At 71.8% G+C, this 19,091-nt stretch carries 16 protein-coding genes; 3 read left to right on the top strand and 13 right to left on the bottom strand.

Annotated elements, in window-relative coordinates:
* Positions 1–187 precede the first annotated feature (187 nt).
* Genes WMF19_RS38660 through WMF19_RS38645 form a run of 4 tightly spaced genes read right to left on the bottom strand, consistent with a single transcriptional unit; the run spans position 188 to position 6,367 of the window.
* Positions 188–1,936: an ABC transporter permease gene (locus WMF19_RS38660; RefSeq protein ID WP_437894948.1), complete on the bottom strand. Its 1,749-nt coding sequence runs from the start codon at positions 1,934–1,936 to the stop codon at positions 188–190.
* Positions 1,933–3,171, bottom strand: a complete 1,239-nt coding sequence (locus tag WMF19_RS38655) for an ATP-binding cassette domain-containing protein (RefSeq protein ID WP_437894947.1) — start codon at positions 3,169–3,171, stop codon at positions 1,933–1,935. The genes WMF19_RS38660 and WMF19_RS38655 overlap by 4 nt, the downstream gene beginning before the upstream one ends.
* Positions 3,168–5,306, bottom strand: a complete 2,139-nt coding sequence (locus WMF19_RS38650; RefSeq protein ID WP_437894946.1) for a hypothetical protein — start codon at positions 5,304–5,306, stop codon at positions 3,168–3,170. Before WMF19_RS38650 ends, WMF19_RS38655 begins: the two co-directional genes overlap by 4 nt.
* Positions 5,303–6,367, bottom strand: a complete 1,065-nt coding sequence (locus WMF19_RS38645) for an AAA family ATPase (protein WP_437325185.1) — start codon at positions 6,365–6,367, stop codon at positions 5,303–5,305. Before WMF19_RS38645 ends, WMF19_RS38650 begins: the two co-directional genes overlap by 4 nt.
* A gap of 89 nt (positions 6,368–6,456) precedes the next feature.
* Between WMF19_RS38645 and WMF19_RS38640 the strand changes: the two genes are divergently transcribed.
* Together WMF19_RS38640 and WMF19_RS38635 are read left to right on the top strand one after the other, a co-directional pair.
* Positions 6,457–6,990 (top strand): hypothetical protein, encoded by a 534-nt coding sequence (locus WMF19_RS38640; RefSeq protein WP_437894945.1) that lies wholly within the window; start codon positions 6,457–6,459, stop codon positions 6,988–6,990.
* Between the two features lie 240 nt (positions 6,991–7,230).
* Entirely contained in the window at positions 7,231–7,983 is a 753-nt protein-coding gene (locus WMF19_RS38635) for a hypothetical protein (RefSeq protein ID WP_437894944.1), read from the top strand.
* Positions 7,984–7,995: 12 nt separating this feature from the next.
* On the opposite strand, the gene cysK is transcribed toward WMF19_RS38635, so the two are convergent.
* Together cysK and WMF19_RS38625 are read right to left on the bottom strand one after the other, a co-directional pair.
* A complete protein-coding gene (gene cysK / locus WMF19_RS38630) occupies positions 7,996–8,952 on the bottom strand; it encodes a cysteine synthase A (RefSeq protein WP_272102725.1) in 957 nt (318 codons plus the stop codon).
* A 55-nt stretch (positions 8,953–9,007) separates the two neighbouring features.
* Complete coding sequence (locus WMF19_RS38625; RefSeq protein WP_272102724.1) at positions 9,008–10,078, bottom strand: sulfate/molybdate ABC transporter ATP-binding protein; 1,071 nt, start codon at positions 10,076–10,078, stop codon at positions 9,008–9,010.
* A gap of 499 nt (positions 10,079–10,577) precedes the next feature.
* Here WMF19_RS38625 and WMF19_RS38620 point away from each other — a divergent pair, with 499 nt between their 5' ends.
* A complete protein-coding gene (locus WMF19_RS38620; RefSeq protein ID WP_437894943.1) occupies positions 10,578–11,537 on the top strand; it encodes an NAD-dependent epimerase/dehydratase family protein in 960 nt (319 codons plus the stop codon).
* A gap of 16 nt (positions 11,538–11,553) precedes the next feature.
* Here WMF19_RS38620 and WMF19_RS38615 read toward each other — a convergent pair whose 3' ends face one another.
* The 7 genes from WMF19_RS38615 to WMF19_RS38585 form a co-directional block, all read right to left on the bottom strand.
* Complete coding sequence (locus tag WMF19_RS38615) at positions 11,554–12,294, bottom strand: DUF434 domain-containing protein (RefSeq protein WP_437894942.1); 741 nt, start codon at positions 12,292–12,294, stop codon at positions 11,554–11,556.
* Between the two features lie 632 nt (positions 12,295–12,926).
* Complete coding sequence (locus WMF19_RS38610) at positions 12,927–13,178, bottom strand: hypothetical protein (protein WP_437894941.1); 252 nt, start codon at positions 13,176–13,178, stop codon at positions 12,927–12,929.
* Positions 13,179–13,316: 138 nt separating this feature from the next.
* The gene (locus WMF19_RS38605; protein ID WP_437894940.1) at positions 13,317–13,607 is read right to left on the bottom strand and encodes a PP2C family protein-serine/threonine phosphatase; all 291 of its coding nucleotides are present in this window, start codon (positions 13,605–13,607) and stop codon (positions 13,317–13,319) included.
* A 703-nt stretch (positions 13,608–14,310) separates the two neighbouring features.
* On the bottom strand, positions 14,311–15,174 hold the full coding sequence (locus tag WMF19_RS38600) for a helix-turn-helix transcriptional regulator (protein ID WP_437894939.1): 864 nt from the start codon (positions 15,172–15,174) through the stop codon (positions 14,311–14,313).
* A 66-nt stretch (positions 15,175–15,240) separates the two neighbouring features.
* Entirely contained in the window at positions 15,241–16,071 is an 831-nt protein-coding gene (locus WMF19_RS38595) for a PP2C family protein-serine/threonine phosphatase (RefSeq protein WP_437894938.1), read from the bottom strand.
* A gap of 193 nt (positions 16,072–16,264) precedes the next feature.
* Positions 16,265–17,836, bottom strand: coding sequence for a PGRS family protein (locus WMF19_RS38590; protein ID WP_437894937.1), 1,572 nt, complete (start codon positions 17,834–17,836; stop codon positions 16,265–16,267).
* Between the two features lie 17 nt (positions 17,837–17,853).
* A complete protein-coding gene (locus WMF19_RS38585; protein WP_437894936.1) occupies positions 17,854–18,930 on the bottom strand; it encodes a hypothetical protein in 1,077 nt (358 codons plus the stop codon).
* Positions 18,931–19,091: the final 161 nt, after the last annotated feature.

The raw sequence follows: 19,091 nt of genomic DNA, 5'->3' as shown, positions 1-19,091 counted from the left end.
ATCCCCATCTCGCTCCCGGACCTCGAGCGCGCGAGCGCTCTTTTCACACGCTCGCCCCATGACGCCCAAGATTTCAACAGATCCGCGCGCAGCGCATCCTGCTGCATTCCCCGGTCGCGATCCAAATTTCCACACAAAGAGACGTGCACGTACGATTTCGGAGCGCGCCGCGATCGCGCCCCCGTGATCAGGCGGCGGTGCCCGCGGCGCTCCCTGGCCCGCCGTGCTCGGGCGTGGCCGCGTGCGGCGGCGCTGCCTGCTCCGCCGCGAGCGCCGCCTCGTCTTCCCGGGCGAGGAGCGCGTCCGTCTCGGCGAAGGCCGCTTCGCGTTGCGCGACGACGGCAGCGCAGCGCGCGCGGGCCGCGGAGAGCAGGCCGAGCCCGACGGCGACCCAGCCAGCTGCGGCCGTGTACCCGGCGGCGATGACAGATCCTGCATCGCCCTGATCGGCCTTGGAGAGCATCACGAACGCGTAGAACGGCGACGGGGCCGCGACGAGGAGAGCGCTCTCGCTCGTGTCGAGCTCCGCGACGAGGCCCGCGATGGCGGCGACGATCCATGGGCCGACCGCGATCGTGAAGAGCAGCGTCAGGAGCAGCGCCCGCGTCACCAGGGGCGAGGCGATCCGCGCGCGAAGGAACGCGCCGAGCCCGACGAGGAACACGTAGACGGCGAGCGCGTAGACGGCGACGTGCTGCACCTGCTGCGCCTGGATCTCCGGCGTCGCGACGGGCGCGCCGAGGCTCAGCCGGTGCCCGATGAGCCAGAGCGCGGCGATGGCGGGGACCCCCACCGCGAGGAGGAGGTACGCCGAGCGCATCACGCCGGGGCCGAAGAAGCGACGCAGCCGGCTGGCGCGGCTCCGAGCCCAGTGAACCTCGACGCGGCGCGATGGGCCGATCGGCTCGCCGGCAAAGAGGAACACGCAGAAGATCAGAAACGAGAGCGCCGCGCACACGCCCGCGACGATCGCGGGCATGCGATCGGAGGGGTCCACCGAGAGCGCCGGCACCGCGACGGCGGCGGTCGCCACGGGCGCGCAGACCGCGAACCACGCCTTCAACCCGGAGGAGCGATCGTCGCTCTCGCTCGTGAGGTTCGCGACGGTCACCTGGTACAGGAACCACGCGGGCATGCCGATCGCCGCGATCGGCAGGAGGATCAGGAAGAGCACGTAATCGAGGCCGAGAGGTGCGCGCTGGTAGGCGATCGGGAGCCAGATGGGCGGCCCCTCGGGCACCTCCGGCCAGGCCAGGTGGGCCGCGTACGAGAGCCCCGAGCCCCCCGCCGAGAACAGGCCGATCGACAGCGGGAACGCGAGCAGCAGCGTGACGAGGATCGCCGCGCGCAGGCTCGCCATCTTCGAGCTGATCGCCAGGCCGAAGGCCACGCTGAGCAGCGCGATCAAGAAGAGGAACAGGAAGGCGATCACCACCTCCATCGCGGTGATCCCGCCGAACAGGAACGGCAGCGCCCCGACCGGCGCGAGCATCACCACGTACATCGAGATCGCCGTGTAAGCGGCGAGGAACTTGCCTCGCGCGATCTCGCCGGGCGGGATGCCCGTCAGGAGCACCGCCTCCCAGGTGCGCCCCTCGCGCTCCGAAGCGATGCTGTTCGCGGCGACCGCCGGCCCGACCAGCGCCACCACGAAGTACGCGAGCGAGAAGAAGACCTGGAACAGGATCACGCCCGTCTTCGCAGGCGCGATTTCCTTCGCCGCGATGCCGCCGATGGTCGCCACGAGCAGCGCCATCAGCACGGCCAGCACCAGCAGGATGATCGGCGTGCGAGCGAGGCGCGCCGCCTGCTTGAGCTCGCGGATCCAGATCGGGTTCGGCTCGCGCAGGACGTGCCCCACGCGATGCCGCGCCCGATCGACGAGCCGCTGCGACGCCGGACCGGCGGGCGGCGATGTGCCAGTCTGCACGCTCACTGCACCTCTCCTTGCGTGACCTCCAGGAAGATCCTCTCGAGCTCATTGCGCTCCGGCTCGACGCCGATCACGCCGACGCCGCTGCGCACGAGGTGCTGGACGATCTCGGCGATCTTCACGTCGGTGCCCACGTAGCCGACGTGAACGGCTCCGGCGACGATGTCGACGTCGGTGATCCCCGGCCCGCCCCTGACCAGGAAGGCCGCTGCCTCGGGATCGCCAAGGACCCGCACCTTGACCTTGCGCCGGGAGATCTGCGAGAGCGCCGGATAGGCCGCCTGCCCCGCGCTCGCCGGCCCAGCGGCGTGCGGCGGGTGCGGGCCGTATCCGGGCGGCGGACCGTCGGCGTGCGGACGATCGACGGCGGCCGGATCCGCCGGCGCGCCGTCGGGCGTGGCCGCCTCGGGTCCGTGCCGCGGCGGCGCATGCCCGTGCGCCTGCGCCCCGTACGCGCCCGGCACGGCGGCGTGGCGCGGCGGCGCGTGCCCGTGCGCCTGCGCCGCACGCACCGCCTCGAGGCGCGCGGCGATCTCCCCGATCGGCCCGGCGACGACGAGGCGGCCCTTCTCGAGGATGCCGATCGACGTGCACACGTCGGAGAGCTCCGTGAGGATGTGCGACGAGAGGAAGATCGTCTTCCCCAGGCTCCGGAGCTCGAGCAAGAGATCGCGGATCTCGATGCGCGCGCGCGGATCGAGATCGCTCGCCGGCTCGTCCAGGATAAGGACCTTCGGATCGTGCAGCAGGATCCTCCCGAGCTGGAGGCGCTGCTTCATCCCCTTGGACATCGTGGCGACGATCCGGTCCTGGATCTTGCCGAGGTCGGTCAGCTCCAGGACGGCGTCGACCACGTCGAGCGACGGCACCCGGAAGGCGTCCGCGAAGAACTCGAGGTACTCGCGCACCGTGATCCTGTCGTAGACGCCGGCGTGATCCGGCATGTACCCGATGCTGCGACGGACAGCCGCGGGGTCGATCGTCACGTCGACGCCGTCGATCTCGACCCGCCCTGCCATGGGCTCGAGCAAGGTCGCCATGACCCGGATCGTCGTCGTCTTGCCCGCGCCGTTCGGCCCGATGAAGCCGAAGATCTCGCCGGGGCCCACGTCGAAGGTGACGTCCTTCAGCACGTCGAGCGCGCCGAAGCGGTGCGAGAGGTGCCGGACGCGGATCGTCGGCCGAAGCCGCTCGATCTGCGCCCCGGGGGGCGGAGCGCCGCCGAGCGCCGCGCTCACGGCCGGCCTCCGTAGCCCACGACCCGCACGAGCACGCGGTCGCTGTCGATCCGCAACCCGGAGTCGCTCGCGCGCCCCTCGCCGCCGTCGAGCTGGCCGAACAGCACGGGCACGCCGGCCGGGAACCAGTCGACCGATCCGCCGGCCGCCTCCTCGATGGCCAGCCACGCGGCGCCGAGCCCCGGGGCGTCGGGCTCGAGGAGCGGCGTCAGCAGCCTCCCCCCGAGGTCGTGGACGTCCATGCCGCCGACCCGCCGCGCGGAGCCCGCGTGCAAGAGCCAGCCCTGCCCCTCGCTCCGCGCCGCGAGATCGACCCCCGCGCGCGACGAGACCCTCTCCCCGTCGCCGATGCGGGCGAAGTAGCGGGCCGCGCCCTCCGGTAGCCACAGGACGCCGCCCCGGAGGTCGCGGCCGCTCCGGTTGCTCACGACGATGTCGCCGCTCGGATCGGCGACGATCGCGATGCCGTCCCCGAGCGACGCGGCCCCGTCCTCGCGCACGATCACCGTCTGCCAGGGGAGCGCCGCGACCTTCGTCAGCCGGGCGCCGTCGCGGTCCACGAGCAGCCGGTCGCGCCGCTCGGAGAGCTCGGCGACCACCGCCGTGCTGATCACGCCGCTCGGGTCGGTCGTGCGGACCGTGAGCTCCTCCGCGCTGGCGACGAAGAAGCCCCGGAACCGGCGCACAGCGCCCTTCGTCATGCCGGCCCCCGCCTCGATCAGCGTGAGGTGCCGCGCCCGACCGCGCACCCCCTTCGCGAACAGGCCCACGCCGACGATCACCGCGAACGTGACCGCAGAGAGCACCGGCAGGTGCCAGAGCGCGCGGAGCGGCCTCCCCTGCCGCGCGGCGCGCGAGAAATTGATCGGACCGGCGAGCACCGCGTAAATGCAGAGCAGCAGCGCGGAGACCCCGATCGCCCAGCGGGAGCTCTCGTTCGGATCGAGCTCCCGCCGCACCGGCTCGAGGTCGACGCCCATCGCATCCTCCCCCGGGCGGAAGGCGACGGTGGAGCGACGGTCGTAAGCGCGGCGAGCGAGATCGGCCACACGGATCTTCACCCACGGGTCGCTGGCCGCGGGCGAGCGCGTCGGGTCGAACGCGAGCAGGTGCACCTCGCCGAGGCCGTAGAACGCCGAGCTGCCATACGGGCTCCCGCGCAGGTTGCCGCCCGACCAGCCGCAGAGCGACTCGGCCACCGCGGGGGTCGCGCTCGGCGCGGGCAGGAGCACGTTGCCCTGCTTGCCAAAGCCGCTGGAGCTGCCGGGCGGCGCGATCTCCGCGAGGGTGGGCGGCGCGATGGGCGCCCTCGCGACCTCACCGCCGACGAACGCCGCGAGCGTCGGGTGCCGCAGATCCTCGGGGCGGGCGACGGACAGCGCCAGCGTGCCGCCGGAGAGGACGAAGCCGGCGAGCGCCTCGAGCTCGGAGCCGCTCAGCCTGGACAGCGTGTCGGTGCGCATGAGCACGGCGTCCGCCGCGTTGTACAGGGCCGCCCGGTCGGGCAGCAGCGGGTCGCCGGTCGCGCTGTCGAAGCGAGGCTGCCCGACCCAGAGGACAGGGCTCGGCGTCCCCCCGGGCGCGCGGCTGGTCGATATGTACAGCGGCGCGATCGGCGCGTCGTGGAGGCCCGCGCGGAGGAGCGACCTCTCGCTGACGTCGAAGAGCACCACCGCGTGTTGCGAGGTCGACGAGAGCCCCTGCGACGACACCTGCGCTCCGCCCTCATCGAGCGCCCGCACCTGCACGTCGCCGAAAGGCGACACGTGCACCGGCACGCGCACGTCGACCGACGCGCCCGCCCCGACGGCGTACGGCGCCGACGCGACGAAGACGCGCTCATCGGAGTAGCGCTTCGACTCGACCTCGACCTCTCCCCTGGCCGCCCTGCCGCCGTTGTTCTGGATGCGCACGACGACCTGGTTCCAGCCCCAGGGTATCCCGCCGCTCGTCCCGAGCACGGGCGCCACGTCGACGACGAGCTCCGTCGCGGTCGACAGAGGCGGCGCCTGCCCGGACGCGGGCCCCGCCGAGAAGAGCGCCGCGAGCGACGCCGCCCCCGCAAGGCCCTTCGCGCCCCTCGTCAGCGACCCGCGCCGGATCGCCTGCCCCCGCGGCTCATCCACGCGCCTCATCGCCGGATCGCCTGCGCCACGGGCTCGGGGCGCGCCTCGATCGCGGAGAGGAGCGCCGCGATCACCTGATCCGTCGTGATCCCCTCCGCCTCGCCCTCGAAGGACCGGATCATCCGGTGGCGGAGCACCGGCTTCGCGACCCGCTGCACGTCGGCGAAGGCGACGTGCGCCCTTCCCTGGAGGAGCGCAACGGCCTTCGCGGCCAGCACCAGCGACTGCGCGCCGCGCACGCCGGCGCCGAACCGGAGCGACCTCCGCACGATCTCGGGCGCCCCCTCGGCCGCCGGATCGCTCGCCCGCGTGAGCCGCGACGCGTACCGCATGACGGGCTCGGCGACCGCGATGTCGCGGCAGAGCGATCGCAGCGAGAGCACGTCGTCGCGGGTGAGCACCCGCGGCGGCGGCCCGCGATCGTGGCCCGTGGTCCGGGCGAGGATCTCGGTCATCTCGTCCTCGGTCGGGCTCGGCACGAGCACCTTGAGCAGGAACCGATCGAGCTGCGCCTCCGGCAGCGGGTAAGTCCCTTCCATCTCGATCGGGTTCTCGGTGGCCAGCACGAAGAACGGCTCCTCCATCGCATACCGCGTGCCCGCGATGGTGCACGCGTGCTCCTGCATGGCCTCGAGCAGCGCGCTCTGCGTCTTCGGCGTCGCCCGGTTGATCTCGTCGGCCAGGATCACCTGCCCGAAGATCGGCCCCTTGTGCAGCGAGAAGTGGCGCGAGCCGTCCGCCGCCGCGACGAGCACGTTCGTGCCGGTCACGTCGCTCGGCATGAGATCCGGGGTGAACTGGATGCGCGAGAACGCGAGATCCAGGCAGCCGGCGATGGTCCTGACGAGGAGCGTCTTGCCCAGCCCGGGCGCCCCCTCGAGGAGGACGTGCCCTCCCGCGAGGATCCCCCAGAGCGTCTGCTCGATGACGTCGTCCTGCCCGACCACGGCCTGCCCGATCGCCTCTCGCAGCCGCGCGCTCGTCCGCTGGGCGAGCTCGAGCCTCGCCTCGAACGAAGCGGGGGCCGTACCCTGCCCGCCGTCAATACCCGCGCCTGATTCCGCCGCCATCTGGTCGCCCTCGGCCGACGACGATAGCCGGCCGCGCCCCGCGCGTCGATCGGACCTCGCCATGCTATGTCTTGCGAATGAGGATGCTTATGTTGACCTGTCGCCGTGGGCTCGCCTCGCTCTGCATCTCCGCGCGCACCGGCGCGGCGCTCATCATGGCGCTGTCGCTCGGCGCGAGCGCCTGCGCCTCGGTCGTCGGCGAGCATGAGGTGGAAACCAAGTTCCTCGTCAAGCCCACCTCGCAGTCGGTCTTCTCCGGATGGAGCGAGCTCTCCGTCTCGGAGGACCCGAACTCGGTCGACAGGGCCGAGCTCATGTACATCCGGCTGGAAGCGCGCGACAACAACGTCCCCGACCTCACCTTCATCAAGAGCGTCTCCGCCTCGGCCGTCGTCGACGGCAAGTGGACCGTCGTCGCCAAGAAGGCGCCGATGCCCACCGGGGAGCGCATCGTCCCGCTCGATCGGGTCTATCACGACGACATCCGGCACTTCTTCTACAAGAACGACGAGAGCGGCGATTACACGGTGCACGTCGACTGGGAAGGCAAGGTCGATCTGACGAAGACGATCCCGCCCGAAGGGGTATGGATGAAGGTCCTCGTCGCCGTCCGCATCGAGTGATCACGCCGCTCGCGGCGCCCCTCCTTCTCCCACACTCCTCGCGGCGCTTCCCCTGCGCCCGTCCTGATCGGCTCCTCGGCCATCCAAGCTTCCATCTCGTCGCTCGGTCCAACTGGAGAACCGAGAGCGCACCGCGCGCGAGAGCGAGGCCGGAGAAGCTGAGTTCATCCGCTGGAGCCGCGCTCGTCGGCGTGCGCCGTGCGCTCCGCACCCCGGCGCGGGCAAGGAGGTCGATCCGTCATGGCCGAGATCCAGGAGAGCTCTGTTCTGTTCTCGCTCAAGCAGCTCATGAGCCTCGAGAAGCAGCGGCTGCGCGAGGAGGAGGAGGCCGTACGGCAGCGCGCGCTCGCAGAGCAAGAGGCGCGGCGCGCCCTCGAGCGGCGCGCTCGGGCGGAGGAGGCGGCGCGCATCCGGGCCGAAGAGGAGCGGACCCGCCGCGAGGAGGAGCAGGCGCGCGAGGAGGCCGCGCGGCTCGAGGGGATCCGGGTCGCGGCCGTCGAGAAGGCCCGCATCGAGGCCGAGCAGCGCGCGCGCATCGAGGCCATGGAGAAGCAGCAGGAGCACGAGCGCAGGCTCGCCGCCCTCGCGGGAGACGCCCAGAAGCGGCGGCTCAAGCAGCTCGTCACCGGGGGGAGCGCGCTCTTCGTCGTCGTGCTCGCCGCGACGCTCGGCGTCTTCTTCGGCAAGATCAAGCCGGAGGCCGAGCAGACGCTGGCCGAGCAGACGGCCACGCGCGCCGCCCACGAGCAGCGGCTCGCGACGCTCCAGAGCGACCTCGCGGCGAGCGAGAGGAAGATCGACGAGCTCACGCTCGCGTACCAGACGGTGCGGAGCCAGGCCGAGAAGGCGGAGCTCGAGCGCAAGCTCCTCGCGGCGAAGCGCGACCGGGAGGCCCTCCAGGTCAAGGCCGCGAGGCCGGCGGCGCCGCAGGCGCCCAGGAAGGCGGAGTGCTTCTGCAGGGAAGGCGACCCGATGTGCGGCTGCCTTCCCTAGTTCCCTGGCGGTTCAGCGGGGCGCGGCCGCGCGAGCGCAGCCGACGAGCTCCTTGAAGAGCGGCGAGGTGACGTACCGCTCCCCACCGTCGGGAAGGATCACCACGATCCTCTTTCCCTGCATCTCGTCGCGCGCCGCGATCGACAGCGCCGCCGCCATCGCCGCGCCACCGGAGATGCCGACGAGGATGCCCTCGGTCTTGGCGAGCCGACGCGCGGCGTCGAAGGACTCGTCCTCGGACACGGGCACCACCTCGTCGATGAGCTCGCGTCGGAGGATCTTCGGGACGAAGCCCGCGCCGATGCCCTGGATCAGGTGCGCGCCCACGCGACCGCCGCTCAGCACGGCCGCATTCCTGGGCTCGACCGCGATCATCTTCACGCCCGGCTTCTTCTGCTTGAGCACCTCGCCCACGCCGGTGATCGTCCCGCCGGTCCCCACGCCGGCGACCACGACGTCGACCGTCCCGTCCGTGTCCTCCCAGATCTCGCGCGCGGTCGTCACGCGGTGCGCGGCGGGGTTCGCCGGGTTCTCGAACTGCTGGAGCATCACCGCGCCGGGCGTCTCTTCCACGATCTGGCGCGCCCGCGCGACGGCCTGCACCATGAGCGATCCGGGCGTCAGCAGCACATCGACCCCGAACGCGCGGAGCAGCGCGATCCGCTCCGGGCTCATCGACTCCGGCATCGTGAGGATCAGCCGGTAGCCCTTGGCCGCGGCGATCATCGCCAGCGCGAGGCCCGTGTTGCCGCTCGTCGGCTCGACGAGGACGCTGCCGCTCTTCAGCTTGCCCTGCCGCTCGGCGTCCTCGACCATCGCGAGGCCGATGCGATCCTTGACGCTGCCGCCAGGGTTCCGGCTCTCGACCTTGCCGATCAGCTCGGCGCGCAGACCCTTTCCCGCAGAGCTCAGGCGGACGAGCGGGGTGCGCCCGATCGTCGCCGCGATGTCGTCGAAGATTGAAGCCACGTGCCGCCTCCCGTGATGGCCGTTGACCAGACGGGAGCGCCGGCCAGCGGGTTAGTTAGATGGAGTAATCTTGCACGAAGATCTTGGCGTCTCGGAGATTTACCAGCACCCTGTCCCCCTCGGACAGGCCGAGCTCGGCGACGCGATCCTTGGTCAGCTCCACGGAGAGCGGCTGGCCATCGGAGAGGCGGAGCTCTGCCTTGACCATCCACCCGACCCGCGACAGCCGCTCGACGCGCGCGACGCTGGCGTCGTCGGCGGCGGGCGTCTTCGAGGAGTCGATCCGGGTGTGGACCTCGATGTCGTGCGGACGTACGAAGGCGCGCACGCTCGCGCCGTCGCCGGTTCCGGGGGGAGCGTGCACCGCGAGGGTCCCGAGCGCCGCCTGGCCGTCGCGCACCTCCCCCTTGAGCACGTTGATCGACCCGACGAAGCTCGCGACGAACTCGGTCGATGGCCGGTCGTAGATCTCCTCCGGGGTGCCGATCTGCTCGACCCGCCCCTTGTGCAGCACGATGACCCGATCGGCGAGGTCCATCGCCTCTTCCTGGTCGTGGGTCACGAAGACGCTCGTGATCCCTCGCTCCTTGTGGAGCCTCCGGATCCACTCGCGCAGCTCGAGGCGGACCTTGGCGTCGAGCGCCCCGAACGGCTCGTCGAGCAGGAGCAGCGACGAGCCTGGCGCGAGCGCGCGCGCCAGCGCGACGCGCTGCCGCTGGCCGCCGGAGAGCTCGTGCGGGAACCTGCCGCCGAGCCCGTCGAGCTGCACGAGGCTGAGGAGCTCGTCGACGGTGGTCGCGATCTCCTTCCGTGGCCGCTTCCGGATGGAGAGGCCGAAGCCGATGTTGTCGCGCACGCTCATGTGCCTGAACAGCGCATAGTTCTGGAAGACGAAGCCGATGTTCCGGTCCTGGACGCGGGTGGTCGTCGCCTTCTTGCCGTTCAGGATGACCTCGCCGGAGTCGGGGCTCTCGAGCCCGGCGATGATGCGCAGGACGGTGCTCTTGCCACCTCCGCTCGGCCCGAGGAGCGCGACCAGCGCGCCGCTCTCGATCTCGAACGAGACGTCATCGACCACCTTGTTCGGACCGAACCGCTTCGTGAGCTGCTCGACAACAATTCCCATAAGCAACAGCTAGCCTTCCGACCCGTCGCGAGCGCGCCTCGGACAGAAAAAGTGAGGGGCCCGAGCGCGCATCAGCGTCGCCCGCCGGGCGGGTAGGCGCAACCAGATTCAGAAATACACATCGGAAAGGTGGGCGTATTTGCAAGAAGAGGGTGGGTATGCGCTGACCCCAACCTCGATCGGCTCATGCGGCCCCGACCCTGGGTCGATCCTCAACCTCGGTCGGTCCTCAACCCGGGTCGATCCACGCCGGTCGATCCTCAACCTGGGTCGGTCCTCAACCCGGGTCGGTCCACGCGGTCCACGCCGCTCGGTCCCCAAACCCGGGGCGAGCTCAGCGGCGTGACGGGGCTTCGCAGCCGGCTGCTGCCCACTCAACGGAACGGCACGAGGTGCTAGCATCGCCGCGCCGCGACGCGGCAGGCCCGGGACCGGAGGCCGCGCCGCGGCTAGACGAGGACGCGAGGCCGCGACGCGGCAAGACCAGGACGGGAGGCGGATGCGTTGTCTGGTGACGGGGGTGGCCGGATTCATCGGCTCCCACCTGGCGGAGCGGTTGATCGAGCTCGGGCACGATGTGCTGGGCGTGGACCGCTTCACCGACTACTACGCCCGCGAGCTCAAGGAGGGGAACCTGGCACGGCTGCGCGGCGAACCGCGCTTCTCGCTCTCGACGGCCGACCTCGCGACAGACGATCTCCGCCCGCTGCTCTCGGGCCGCGAGATCGTCTTCCATCAGGCGGCGCAGGCGGGTGTGCGCCCGAGCTGGGGACAGAGCTTCGAGGTCTACCTGCGCGACAACGTGCTCGCGACGCAGCGGCTGCTGGAGGCGGCCAGAGCGCACGGCCAGGTGCGCAAGCTCGTCTATGCCTCGTCCTCCTCCGTCTACGGCGACCCCTCCGGCGACACGGGGGATGTGCCCATGCACGAATCCAGCCGGACCGCACCGCACTCGCCCTACGGGGTGACGAAGCTCGCCGCCGAGCAGCTCTGCGAGCTGTACCGGCGCAACTTCGGCCTGCCCACGATCTCGCTCCGGTACTTCACGGTGTACGGCCCCAGGCAGCGCCCCGACATGGCGTTTCACCGGTTCATCGCCGCCGTGCTGAAGGGCGAGCCGGTCCGCGTGTACGGCGACGGCGAGCAGATGCGCGATTTCACGTACGTGAGCGACGCGGTGCAGGCCAACGTCGACGCCATGGAGGGCGGCGCGGTCGGCGTGTTCAACATCGGCGGCGGCTCGCGGGTGAGCCTCAACGACGCGCTCGGGCTGCTGGGAGAGCTCGCAGGACCCGTACGCGTCGAGCGGGGAGAGCCTCAGCCCGGCGACGTCCGGCGCACCTGGGCGGACACCGCGGCGGCGCAGGCGGCGCTCCGGTACGTGCCCCGGGTGCCCCTGCGCGAGGGGCTCGCGGCGCAGGTCGCCTGGCAGACGAGGCGGCTCCGGCTCTGCCGGTGACGGGCGCTCCGCGCCCTCACGCGCCGGCAGCGCCTCCGCGAGGGAGGAGCTCGACCACGCGCGCCGCCGGCACGCGCGCGCCCACGATCTCGTCCGCGAGGTTGACCCAGCGCACGGAGCGATCGAGGACGACGCTGTCGGACGAGATCACGCCCGCCGCCCCCGCGAGGAGGCGGTCGGGATCGGGGACGAGCGTCGCCTCGATCGAGACGGGCGCGCTGCCGAGCCGCTCCAGGATCCGCGCGCGCAGCCGCCCGGAGCTGGGGACGGCTGCGTCGAGCAGAAAGCGCGCGCGCGCCGCGCCGGCGCCGGACAGCGCGTCGCCGATCCGATCGATGGCTGCGTCGGTCTCCGCGATCGGCGCGTAGCTGCCGCGCAGCCCCGCGAGATCGCGGAGCGCCCCCTCCGGCCCGCGCACGAGCAGCCCGCCCGCGAGCGCCACCTCCAGGGTGATGATCAGGTTGAAGCCGTCGATGTTCGCCTCCGCGCCCCGGAGCGACGAGGACGGCGCGCAGCGCGCGAGGCGCGACGCCCGCTGCGCGTCCGAGCAAGCGGCTCGCTGCAGCGCGAGGCGCTGGCGTGCGGCCAGCTGGTGGTGGTCGCCGGCGGTCCGGATCGCGGTGCGCAGCGGATAGCCGCGGCCGAGGAGCCACGTCACTTCCTCGAAGGCCACGCGCAACGTCCGGACGGCATCAGGGCCGAACAGCCGCGCATCGTCCGGGTGCCCGCCGCGCGGCGCGCCGCTGTTCCAGCCCATCACGTCACCTGCCTCCGAGGTGCGCCGCTGCCACGCCGCGATAGACGACCTGCTGAGGGGCTGCTTAGAGCGACCATCGGAGGATCTCCGCGCTCGCCGCTCGACCCGGAAGGGGTCAGCAGATCAAAGGCCCGTCCGCCCGAACCCATGACAACGCACCCTGGGGAGGGTGATGCCATGAGCGCGGAGCAGCCCGCCTCTTTATCGCGGTGCCGCGCGACACGATGTTCGGTACCGTGTTCACGCGAGTCTTGTCTTGTCATTTCGTCACCTCCATTCCGGAAATCACGGCCCGCTGTGCTCGAGCTCCTCTGCCGATCTCATTCCTCCGAGCTCCCCGAATTTCTCACCAGCTCCGCTGTTTCTCGCCCTGCCCGCCCGATCTCATCGCCACCCGCCGAAGCGCGGCACACCGGCAGTGTTGGCGCGCAGATCGAAGACCACGGGTACAGAGCCTCCCGGTGCTTACCGGCCCGTGCGGCCGCAGCCCGACGGCGAAGGGAACAGACGCCTCGCCGGCCGCGCGCGAGCGACAGCTCCAGCCGTCGCGGTCGCCTTCGCGGAGCAGCTCCTCCAGCAGCCCGTGCTGGCGTGCTCTCATGAACAGGCGCCCTTGCAGCGGCGCCCGTCGATCATTCGCGCTCGTCTTCGTGCAGCGGGAGCTTGGGCCACGTCCTGGAGGGCGGCGTGAGATCCTCCACCGGCTCCCCTCGGGCGGCTCCCTCTGCTCTGCAGTGCGGGCAACAGATCTCTGGATCCCAGTCGACGTCCTCGAGACCCAGCTTCCGCAGCCACGCGAGTTCCCACATGAGCCTCGGGCTCACGTGAATCACGTTGCCCGAACGACGCGTGCCGTTGTCGCTGAACCGCCGACGCTTGGCCACGAGCGCTCCTCTTGGGATGAGGGCACCCATTCTGCCGCTGACGAAACCGTTCGCCAAGCGCCATCTCGCCGCACGCGCACACGCTCGGGTCCAGCTGCGCCCGTGACGGGAGGCAGCAGCGCGTCATCGCCGCACACGTCACCCGCCTCCTAGGCGTGCCAGCACGCAGGTGACGTTGTCCGGTCCGCCGTGCTCGTTGGCGATGTCGACCAGCAGGCTCGCCGCCAGGCTCAGGTCCCGGTGCCTCCCCAGCACCCCTTCGATCCGCGCCTCCGGCACCGGGCCCCACAGCCCGTCGGAGCAGACGAGGAAGACGTCGCCCGGCCGCGTCGCCTCCACGCGCGACTCGATCTCCACGCTCTTGTCGCACCCCAGCGCGCGCGTCACCGCGTCGGCTCGGCCGTTCAGCGCCTCGAGCGCCGCCAGCACCACGCCGCAACGGGCGCCGGCAGCAAGACAACGGCCCGCGGGGCAAGACAGCGCGTCCCAGCGGCAAGACGACGGCCTCGCGAGGCAGGACAACGGGCGCCGGCGGCAAGACAGCGCGCGCTCGCAGCGAGACGACGGCTGCCGGTGACACCAGGAGCGCCCGCATCGGCCGGCGCTGACGAGCATGCGAGCGCTCCGCCAGGGAGCGGATCATACGACAATCGTCAAGAGAAAAAGACGAGGAGGGAGTCGCTGTTCCTGGACTGCGCGCCGAGCGCGGGGGTTGAAGACGATCCAGCTGTCCCTCGGCCAACCCACCGCCGTGATGGCCCCCTCCGCGCTGCGGTGGTGGTCCGCCGGTTGCCCTGCCGAGCCGTTTCCGGTCTCCTCTACCTTTCTAGTTCCGGCGAGCGGCCCTGGTTCGCTGCACAATCGTCCGTCGGCTGCATTTTTTCTCTGGGACCCCGGTGACGCTGTGCGTTGGACAACGCAGCGAAGCCGGTCATTCCCACGCCCACGCCGAGCGCGATCACAGATACCCAGCTCCGCGCTGCGGGCGGCGCCGCGGTGGTCTCCGGCGGCTTCGCCGGAGGCGCCGCGCTCGCGGCCGGCGGCCCTTCCGTGCCCGGCCCGCCGAGCTCGGCTTCTCCTCGTAGTCCACCCGCCAGAAGTCCGGCCAGGGATCCCGGAGGGAGAGATTTTCTCACCCATGGCGCCCTACTCCCGGGAGCGTCGTGTTCAGGGGAGAGCGCTCTGCTTCCTCCCAATCGGACGCACTGGCAGCACTGGCAGCGCTCGTCCCCCCTCCGTCGGGCTGCAGCGGGAAGCTCGTCAGGGGGGCAGCGCGACGGGCGAGCTCTTCCCCCGCGACGGCGCGGACAGGGCGCGGTGGCCGGAGCTGCGGCAGGGGAGGCGGCGGGAGCTTCGCCTGCGGGCTCCTGGCCGCGAGTTCGGGAGACGGCACCCCGGGCGGAGGCGTGTCGAGCGCGCGGGGAGGTATCGGCGGCGACGCCGAGCTCTCACGCTGGGTGACGGGCGCGCCGACCTGGACCACCACGGTATCCTCCGCGTCCGTTCGGCGGTCGTCGTGCAACCGCCAGAGGCGCTCCCAGTACCGCGCCGGCGTGCCGGTGAAGGTCTCCAGCTGCCGCGCGAGGCCGGGCGTCATGGGCAGGTCGCTCCTCAGCAGCCGCTCCATCTCCCTCGGTTCCAACGCCGTGCACTCGGCCAGCTTCCTCCTCCACGAAGGCGTCGTCGCACAGAACGACTCGAGGACCCTTCCCGGCCAGGGGACGAGGCGCCCTCGAGTGTCTCTCAGCTCGGCGAGCGCCGCATCGACGTGACAGTCCAGGAGGCGCCGGTAACGGTCGCGCTCCCCCGCAGCCTGCGCCTTCGCATCGGTGAGGGCTGCCTCCTCTTCATCGCGCGCCTGCTCGCGCGCCTCACGAAACCCCCGCTCGCGTCCCAGCGCTTCGCGCGCGGTGACCGCGAAGCCGATCGCGACGCACGCGATCATCGCGAGCCCGATCGGCGAGACGAGCCACATTGCACCCAGCATGTCTTCCATGTTCCCTCCTGAACCGTGAGCACTCCTGTCCGATGCACAGCGGAGCCCGGCCTCGTGCTGCCCGACCTAAGGCGTCCCCTCACATCCGCCGCTCGTCGCGCCTGCCACAGCGCGCCGTCTTGCCCCGCCTCCCAGCCGCGCCAGCACACACGTCACGTTGTCCGGGCCGCCGTGCTCGTTGGCGAGATCGACCAGCAACTCCGCCGCAAAGCTCAGGTCGCGGTGGGCCTCGAGGATCCCGGCGATGCGCCGCTCGGGCACCGGCCCCCACAGCCCGTCCGAGCACACGAGGAACAGATCGCCCGGCTTCGTCGCCTCCACGCGCGACTCGATCTCCACGTTCTCGTCGGCGCCCAGCGCGCGGGTGATCGTCCTCGCCCGGTTGCTCAGCGCCTCGACCGCCTCCCGCGCTCCGTCGCCGTCCCCGAGCAGCTCGGCCAGCAGCGTGTGGTCCCGCGTCAGCCGCTCCAGCTTGCCGCCGCGCATCCGGTAGACGCGCGTGTCGCCCACGTGCGCGATGTACGCCATGCCCGGCGCCAGCAGCACGCCCGCGAAGGTCGTCGCCATGCCGCGCACCTCCTCTTGCTTCTGGCTCGCCTCGTAGATCGCCCGGTTGGCGCGCCGCACGCTCAGCACCAGCCGCACCTCGTCCCGGTCGTGCGGCGTCGCGGTGCCGTAGGGCCAGGTATCCTCCAGATCTCCCTGTTCCTCGAAGCAGCTCTTGACCACCTCGATCGCCATGCGGGACGCGACCTCGCCGGCCGCATGCCCGCCCAGCCCGTCGGCCACCATGAACAGCCCCAGGCACGGCAGCACCGCGAAGCTGTCCTCGTTGTGACTGCGCCGCCGGCCCACGTCCGAATGCGCTGCTGCCTCGATGGCGAGCTGTGGATACACCTTCGTCCTCCTCGCGCGCTCGTCGTCAGGACGAGCCGAGCCATGGCGCGCCGTCGACAGCGGCGCGCGGTTCCCTCGATGTCCTCAGGCCGCGCGCGCTCGGCCTTCGCTACGTCGCGTAGCCTCCGTCCCACGCCGCTCCGCCGCTGCGGCTTGGCTCCGCCACAGCAGCAGCAGCGCTCACGCGCTCACGTCAGAACGCCTGCACCTCGGCCTTCACGCCCGCGGCGCCCTCGCCCTTCGTGTTCGCCCCCGGGCCGCCGATGCCCGCTTCGCCCACCTCGATCGTCGCGCCTTGCGTCGGCGGCATCGCGCCCTTGTACGCGATCCCGATCGCGTGTCCGCCCAGCCCGCCGCCGCCAAGGCCGCCTCGGCCGCCTTTGCCCCCGGCTCCTCCGGCGCACGCGTCGTTCAACGCGGTCGCGCCCTCGGGCTTGGTGCCTCCGGGGCCACCCGCTCCTCCTTCGCCGCCTTCCTGCCCGGCTCCCCCTTTGCCCCCCGCTCCCCCGCTTCCCGTCTTCAGCGTCACCTCGTCGAAGCTCAGCGTCGCGTTCAGGCCGATCAACGCGATGCTCGAACCGCCCGCACCGCCGCCTCGCCCGCCGGCCCCGCCGCAGCCACCGGCGCCCCCCGAGCCGCCGCTCGCGCCGCCGGCCGACTCGGCCGACGGGCACTTGCCCGCACCCGCACCGCCCACCGCGCCGCCGCCCCCACCACCGCCCTGCCCTCTGCCACCCTTCGGGCCATCGCGGCCGGCGGTGCCGGTGTAACCGCGGGCGCTGATCTCTCCGAGGCCGGTCGCGCCAGCGCCAGCATCGACGTTCGAAGAAGCCCTTGAGCCCTGGGTGCCATTCGTGCACGTCTGTTGTGGCGTACCGGCGAGGCTTTCGCCCCTGCCGCCGTTCTGTGCATGACGCGGCAGGCCGTCATCCCCGCGGCCGCCAGAATTGGGATCGCCAACGCCGCCGATGCCCCCGTAAGAATCATCGCACGTGTCTTCGGGTGTGCCGCAGTCGTTCTTCACGCCGCCCGTCACCACGATCTCCGCCGAGCACGCGTCGCCGCCAGGATTCCCGTCATCACCCTTCATCGCACGCGTTTCGTACGGAGCTCCTTCTGCTCCGGGCGCCGCGTCCCCCGCTTCCAGCACGCACCGCGCGAGCTCCACGCTCACCTCTTCCGCCACCGCCGCGATCGACGACATCCCCGCGAGCGACCCGTCAACCCGCTCGATCCCGCGCGCCTGAACGTGCACGTCCTCCAGCCGCACGCTCGCCTCACCTCCGCCCCCGCGCACCACCAGCGGGATCTCTCCAGCCCTCGCCGTCAGCACCGTCTTCCTCGGCTCCCCGGCCCAGGCCCACCCGTTCGCGCAGGCCAGCCCGCCGTAGATCGTCACGCCCTGCGTCACCTCCACCGCTTCGTCGAACGTCTCCGCGCACGCGTACACGCGCCGCGTCCTGTTCTCCTCCGCGAGCGCCAGCGCCGCCCGCAGCGTCTTCAGCGGCGCCCCCTTCGTCGCGGCGTTCTCGTCGCTCCCGGACGCCGACACGAACGCGCCGCACGCGTCGTCCACCGCGCTCGCGTTCTCGCGAGGCACGCATGCGGGAGGCGTACGTCCATCGTACCTCAGCCAGTCGTGGTGCACGCACGTGAGCGTGCCCTCGCAGTCATCCCCCAGGTGTCCCCACGGCGCTTCGCACGCCACAGCGACGAGCGCGACGCCCGCCGCACCCACAGCCCAGAACATCGGATGATGCCCCATCTTCCCCTCGTTCGAGCTCATTGCCACGCCCCCGAGAGCAACACTCCGGCCGTGTTGGCGCGCAGATCGGGGACCACGCGAACAGCGCTCCCCGGCGCAGACCCCGTGCGTGGCCACAGCGCGACGGCCAGGGCCGCCAGCGCGACGGTGCCGGATGCGATGTACGTCACCCCGGCGACGTCACGGAGCCGATCGCTGCGCGCCGTGGTGCGGGCGAGCTGTGCGCACCGATCGGCGAGCGCGCTCGGTGCGTCCAGGCATCCAGGACCGACCCTCAGGATGGCCTCGCGCTCCGCGCGAGCATCCGCGCTCGCCGCGTTCGAGGCCAGCGTGAAGCCGACCCCCACCCCGAGCCCCACCACGCTCGCCGCGCCCAGGGCGATCGCCGGCACCCAGCTCCGCGGCTCCTCGGCCTGCGCCCCCGCGGCGGACCCGTTCGTGTTCGCCTCCCCGTTCATCGGCGCGCCCACAGCCCCCCGCGCCGGCGCCGGCTTTGGTTTCAGGTCGATCGTGATCTCCTCTGTCGCCCCCGGCACCGTCGCCAGCGGCCTCACCGCGTCCTCGTACCCCGCGCGCCGGATCACCAGCAGGTGCTGCCCGGGATCCACGTAGAGCTCATCGGTCACCTCGACCGGCACGCGCTCGCCGTCCACGAACAGCTCCGCGTCCGGCGCGTTCTTCACCCGCACGCGCACCGTCCCGACCTGCGCCTTCGCCGCCGATAGCAGCGCCTGCATCCGCGCAAGCCGCTCCGCCTCGATCTCCGGCCCCGCCGCGCGCACCCCGTACGCCAGGTACTTCGCCGCGGACGCGGGCTTGTCCAGCTGTAGCTGCACCTGGCCGAGGTTCGCCGCGATGTCGTACGTCTTCAGCCGGGTCCACGCCCGCAGATACGCGAGCTCCGCATCCTCCAGCTGGCCCGCCGCGTGCGCTCTACGGCCCTGCTCGAAGTCACGCACCGCGCGGTCACGTTCGCTCTCCGCGCTCCACCCCGGCGCGGCTTGCTTGTCCTCGCCACGGGCGCTCGTCGTCGCTGCCGTGATGCCGAGCAGCACCGACATCGCCAGCGACCCCATGTGCAGCGCTCGCTTCACGATCGCTCCCTCTTCCACGCAACGTCCGCCATCCACGTGCTCGCTCCTGGCTCGCCGCGCTCGGCCTCGCGCCGCGCGCACACGCCCGCCGTTCGTCGCGCCTGCCACGGCGCGCCGTCTCGCCCTTCACCCTCCTGCCTCGCTCGGCGCGGCGGCGTCCT

Origin of the sequence: Sorangium sp. So ce124 (assembly GCF_051525235.1) — a bacterium.
GTDB lineage: Bacteria > Myxococcota_A > Polyangia > Polyangiales > Polyangiaceae > Sorangium > Sorangium atrum.
This window is presented reverse-complemented; position numbering and strand designations above follow the sequence as displayed.

What these genes read in the sequence shown, in the direction of transcription:
- WMF19_RS38625 (WP_272102724.1), bottom strand. Translation starts at nt 10,078, where the DNA reads ATGGGAATTGTTGTCGAGCAGCTCACGAAGCGGTTCGGTCCGAACAAG.
- WMF19_RS38620 (WP_437894943.1), top strand. Translation starts at nt 10,578, where the DNA reads ATGCGTTGTCTGGTGACGGGGGTGGCCGGATTCATCGGCTCCCACCTG.
- WMF19_RS38590 (WP_437894937.1), bottom strand. Translation starts at nt 17,836, where the DNA reads ATGGGGCATCATCCGATGTTCTGGGCTGTGGGTGCGGCGGGCGTCGCG.
- WMF19_RS38650 (WP_437894946.1), bottom strand. Translation starts at nt 5,306, where the DNA reads ATGAGGCGCGTGGATGAGCCGCGGGGGCAGGCGATCCGGCGCGGGTCG.
- WMF19_RS38640 (WP_437894945.1), top strand. Translation starts at nt 6,457, where the DNA reads ATGTTGACCTGTCGCCGTGGGCTCGCCTCGCTCTGCATCTCCGCGCGC.
- WMF19_RS38635 (WP_437894944.1), top strand. Translation starts at nt 7,231, where the DNA reads ATGGCCGAGATCCAGGAGAGCTCTGTTCTGTTCTCGCTCAAGCAGCTC.
- WMF19_RS38600 (WP_437894939.1), bottom strand. Translation starts at nt 15,174, where the DNA reads ATGGAAGACATGCTGGGTGCAATGTGGCTCGTCTCGCCGATCGGGCTC.
- WMF19_RS38615 (WP_437894942.1), bottom strand. Translation starts at nt 12,294, where the DNA reads ATGGGCTGGAACAGCGGCGCGCCGCGCGGCGGGCACCCGGACGATGCG.
- WMF19_RS38645 (WP_437325185.1), bottom strand. Translation starts at nt 6,367, where the DNA reads ATGGCGGCGGAATCAGGCGCGGGTATTGACGGCGGGCAGGGTACGGCC.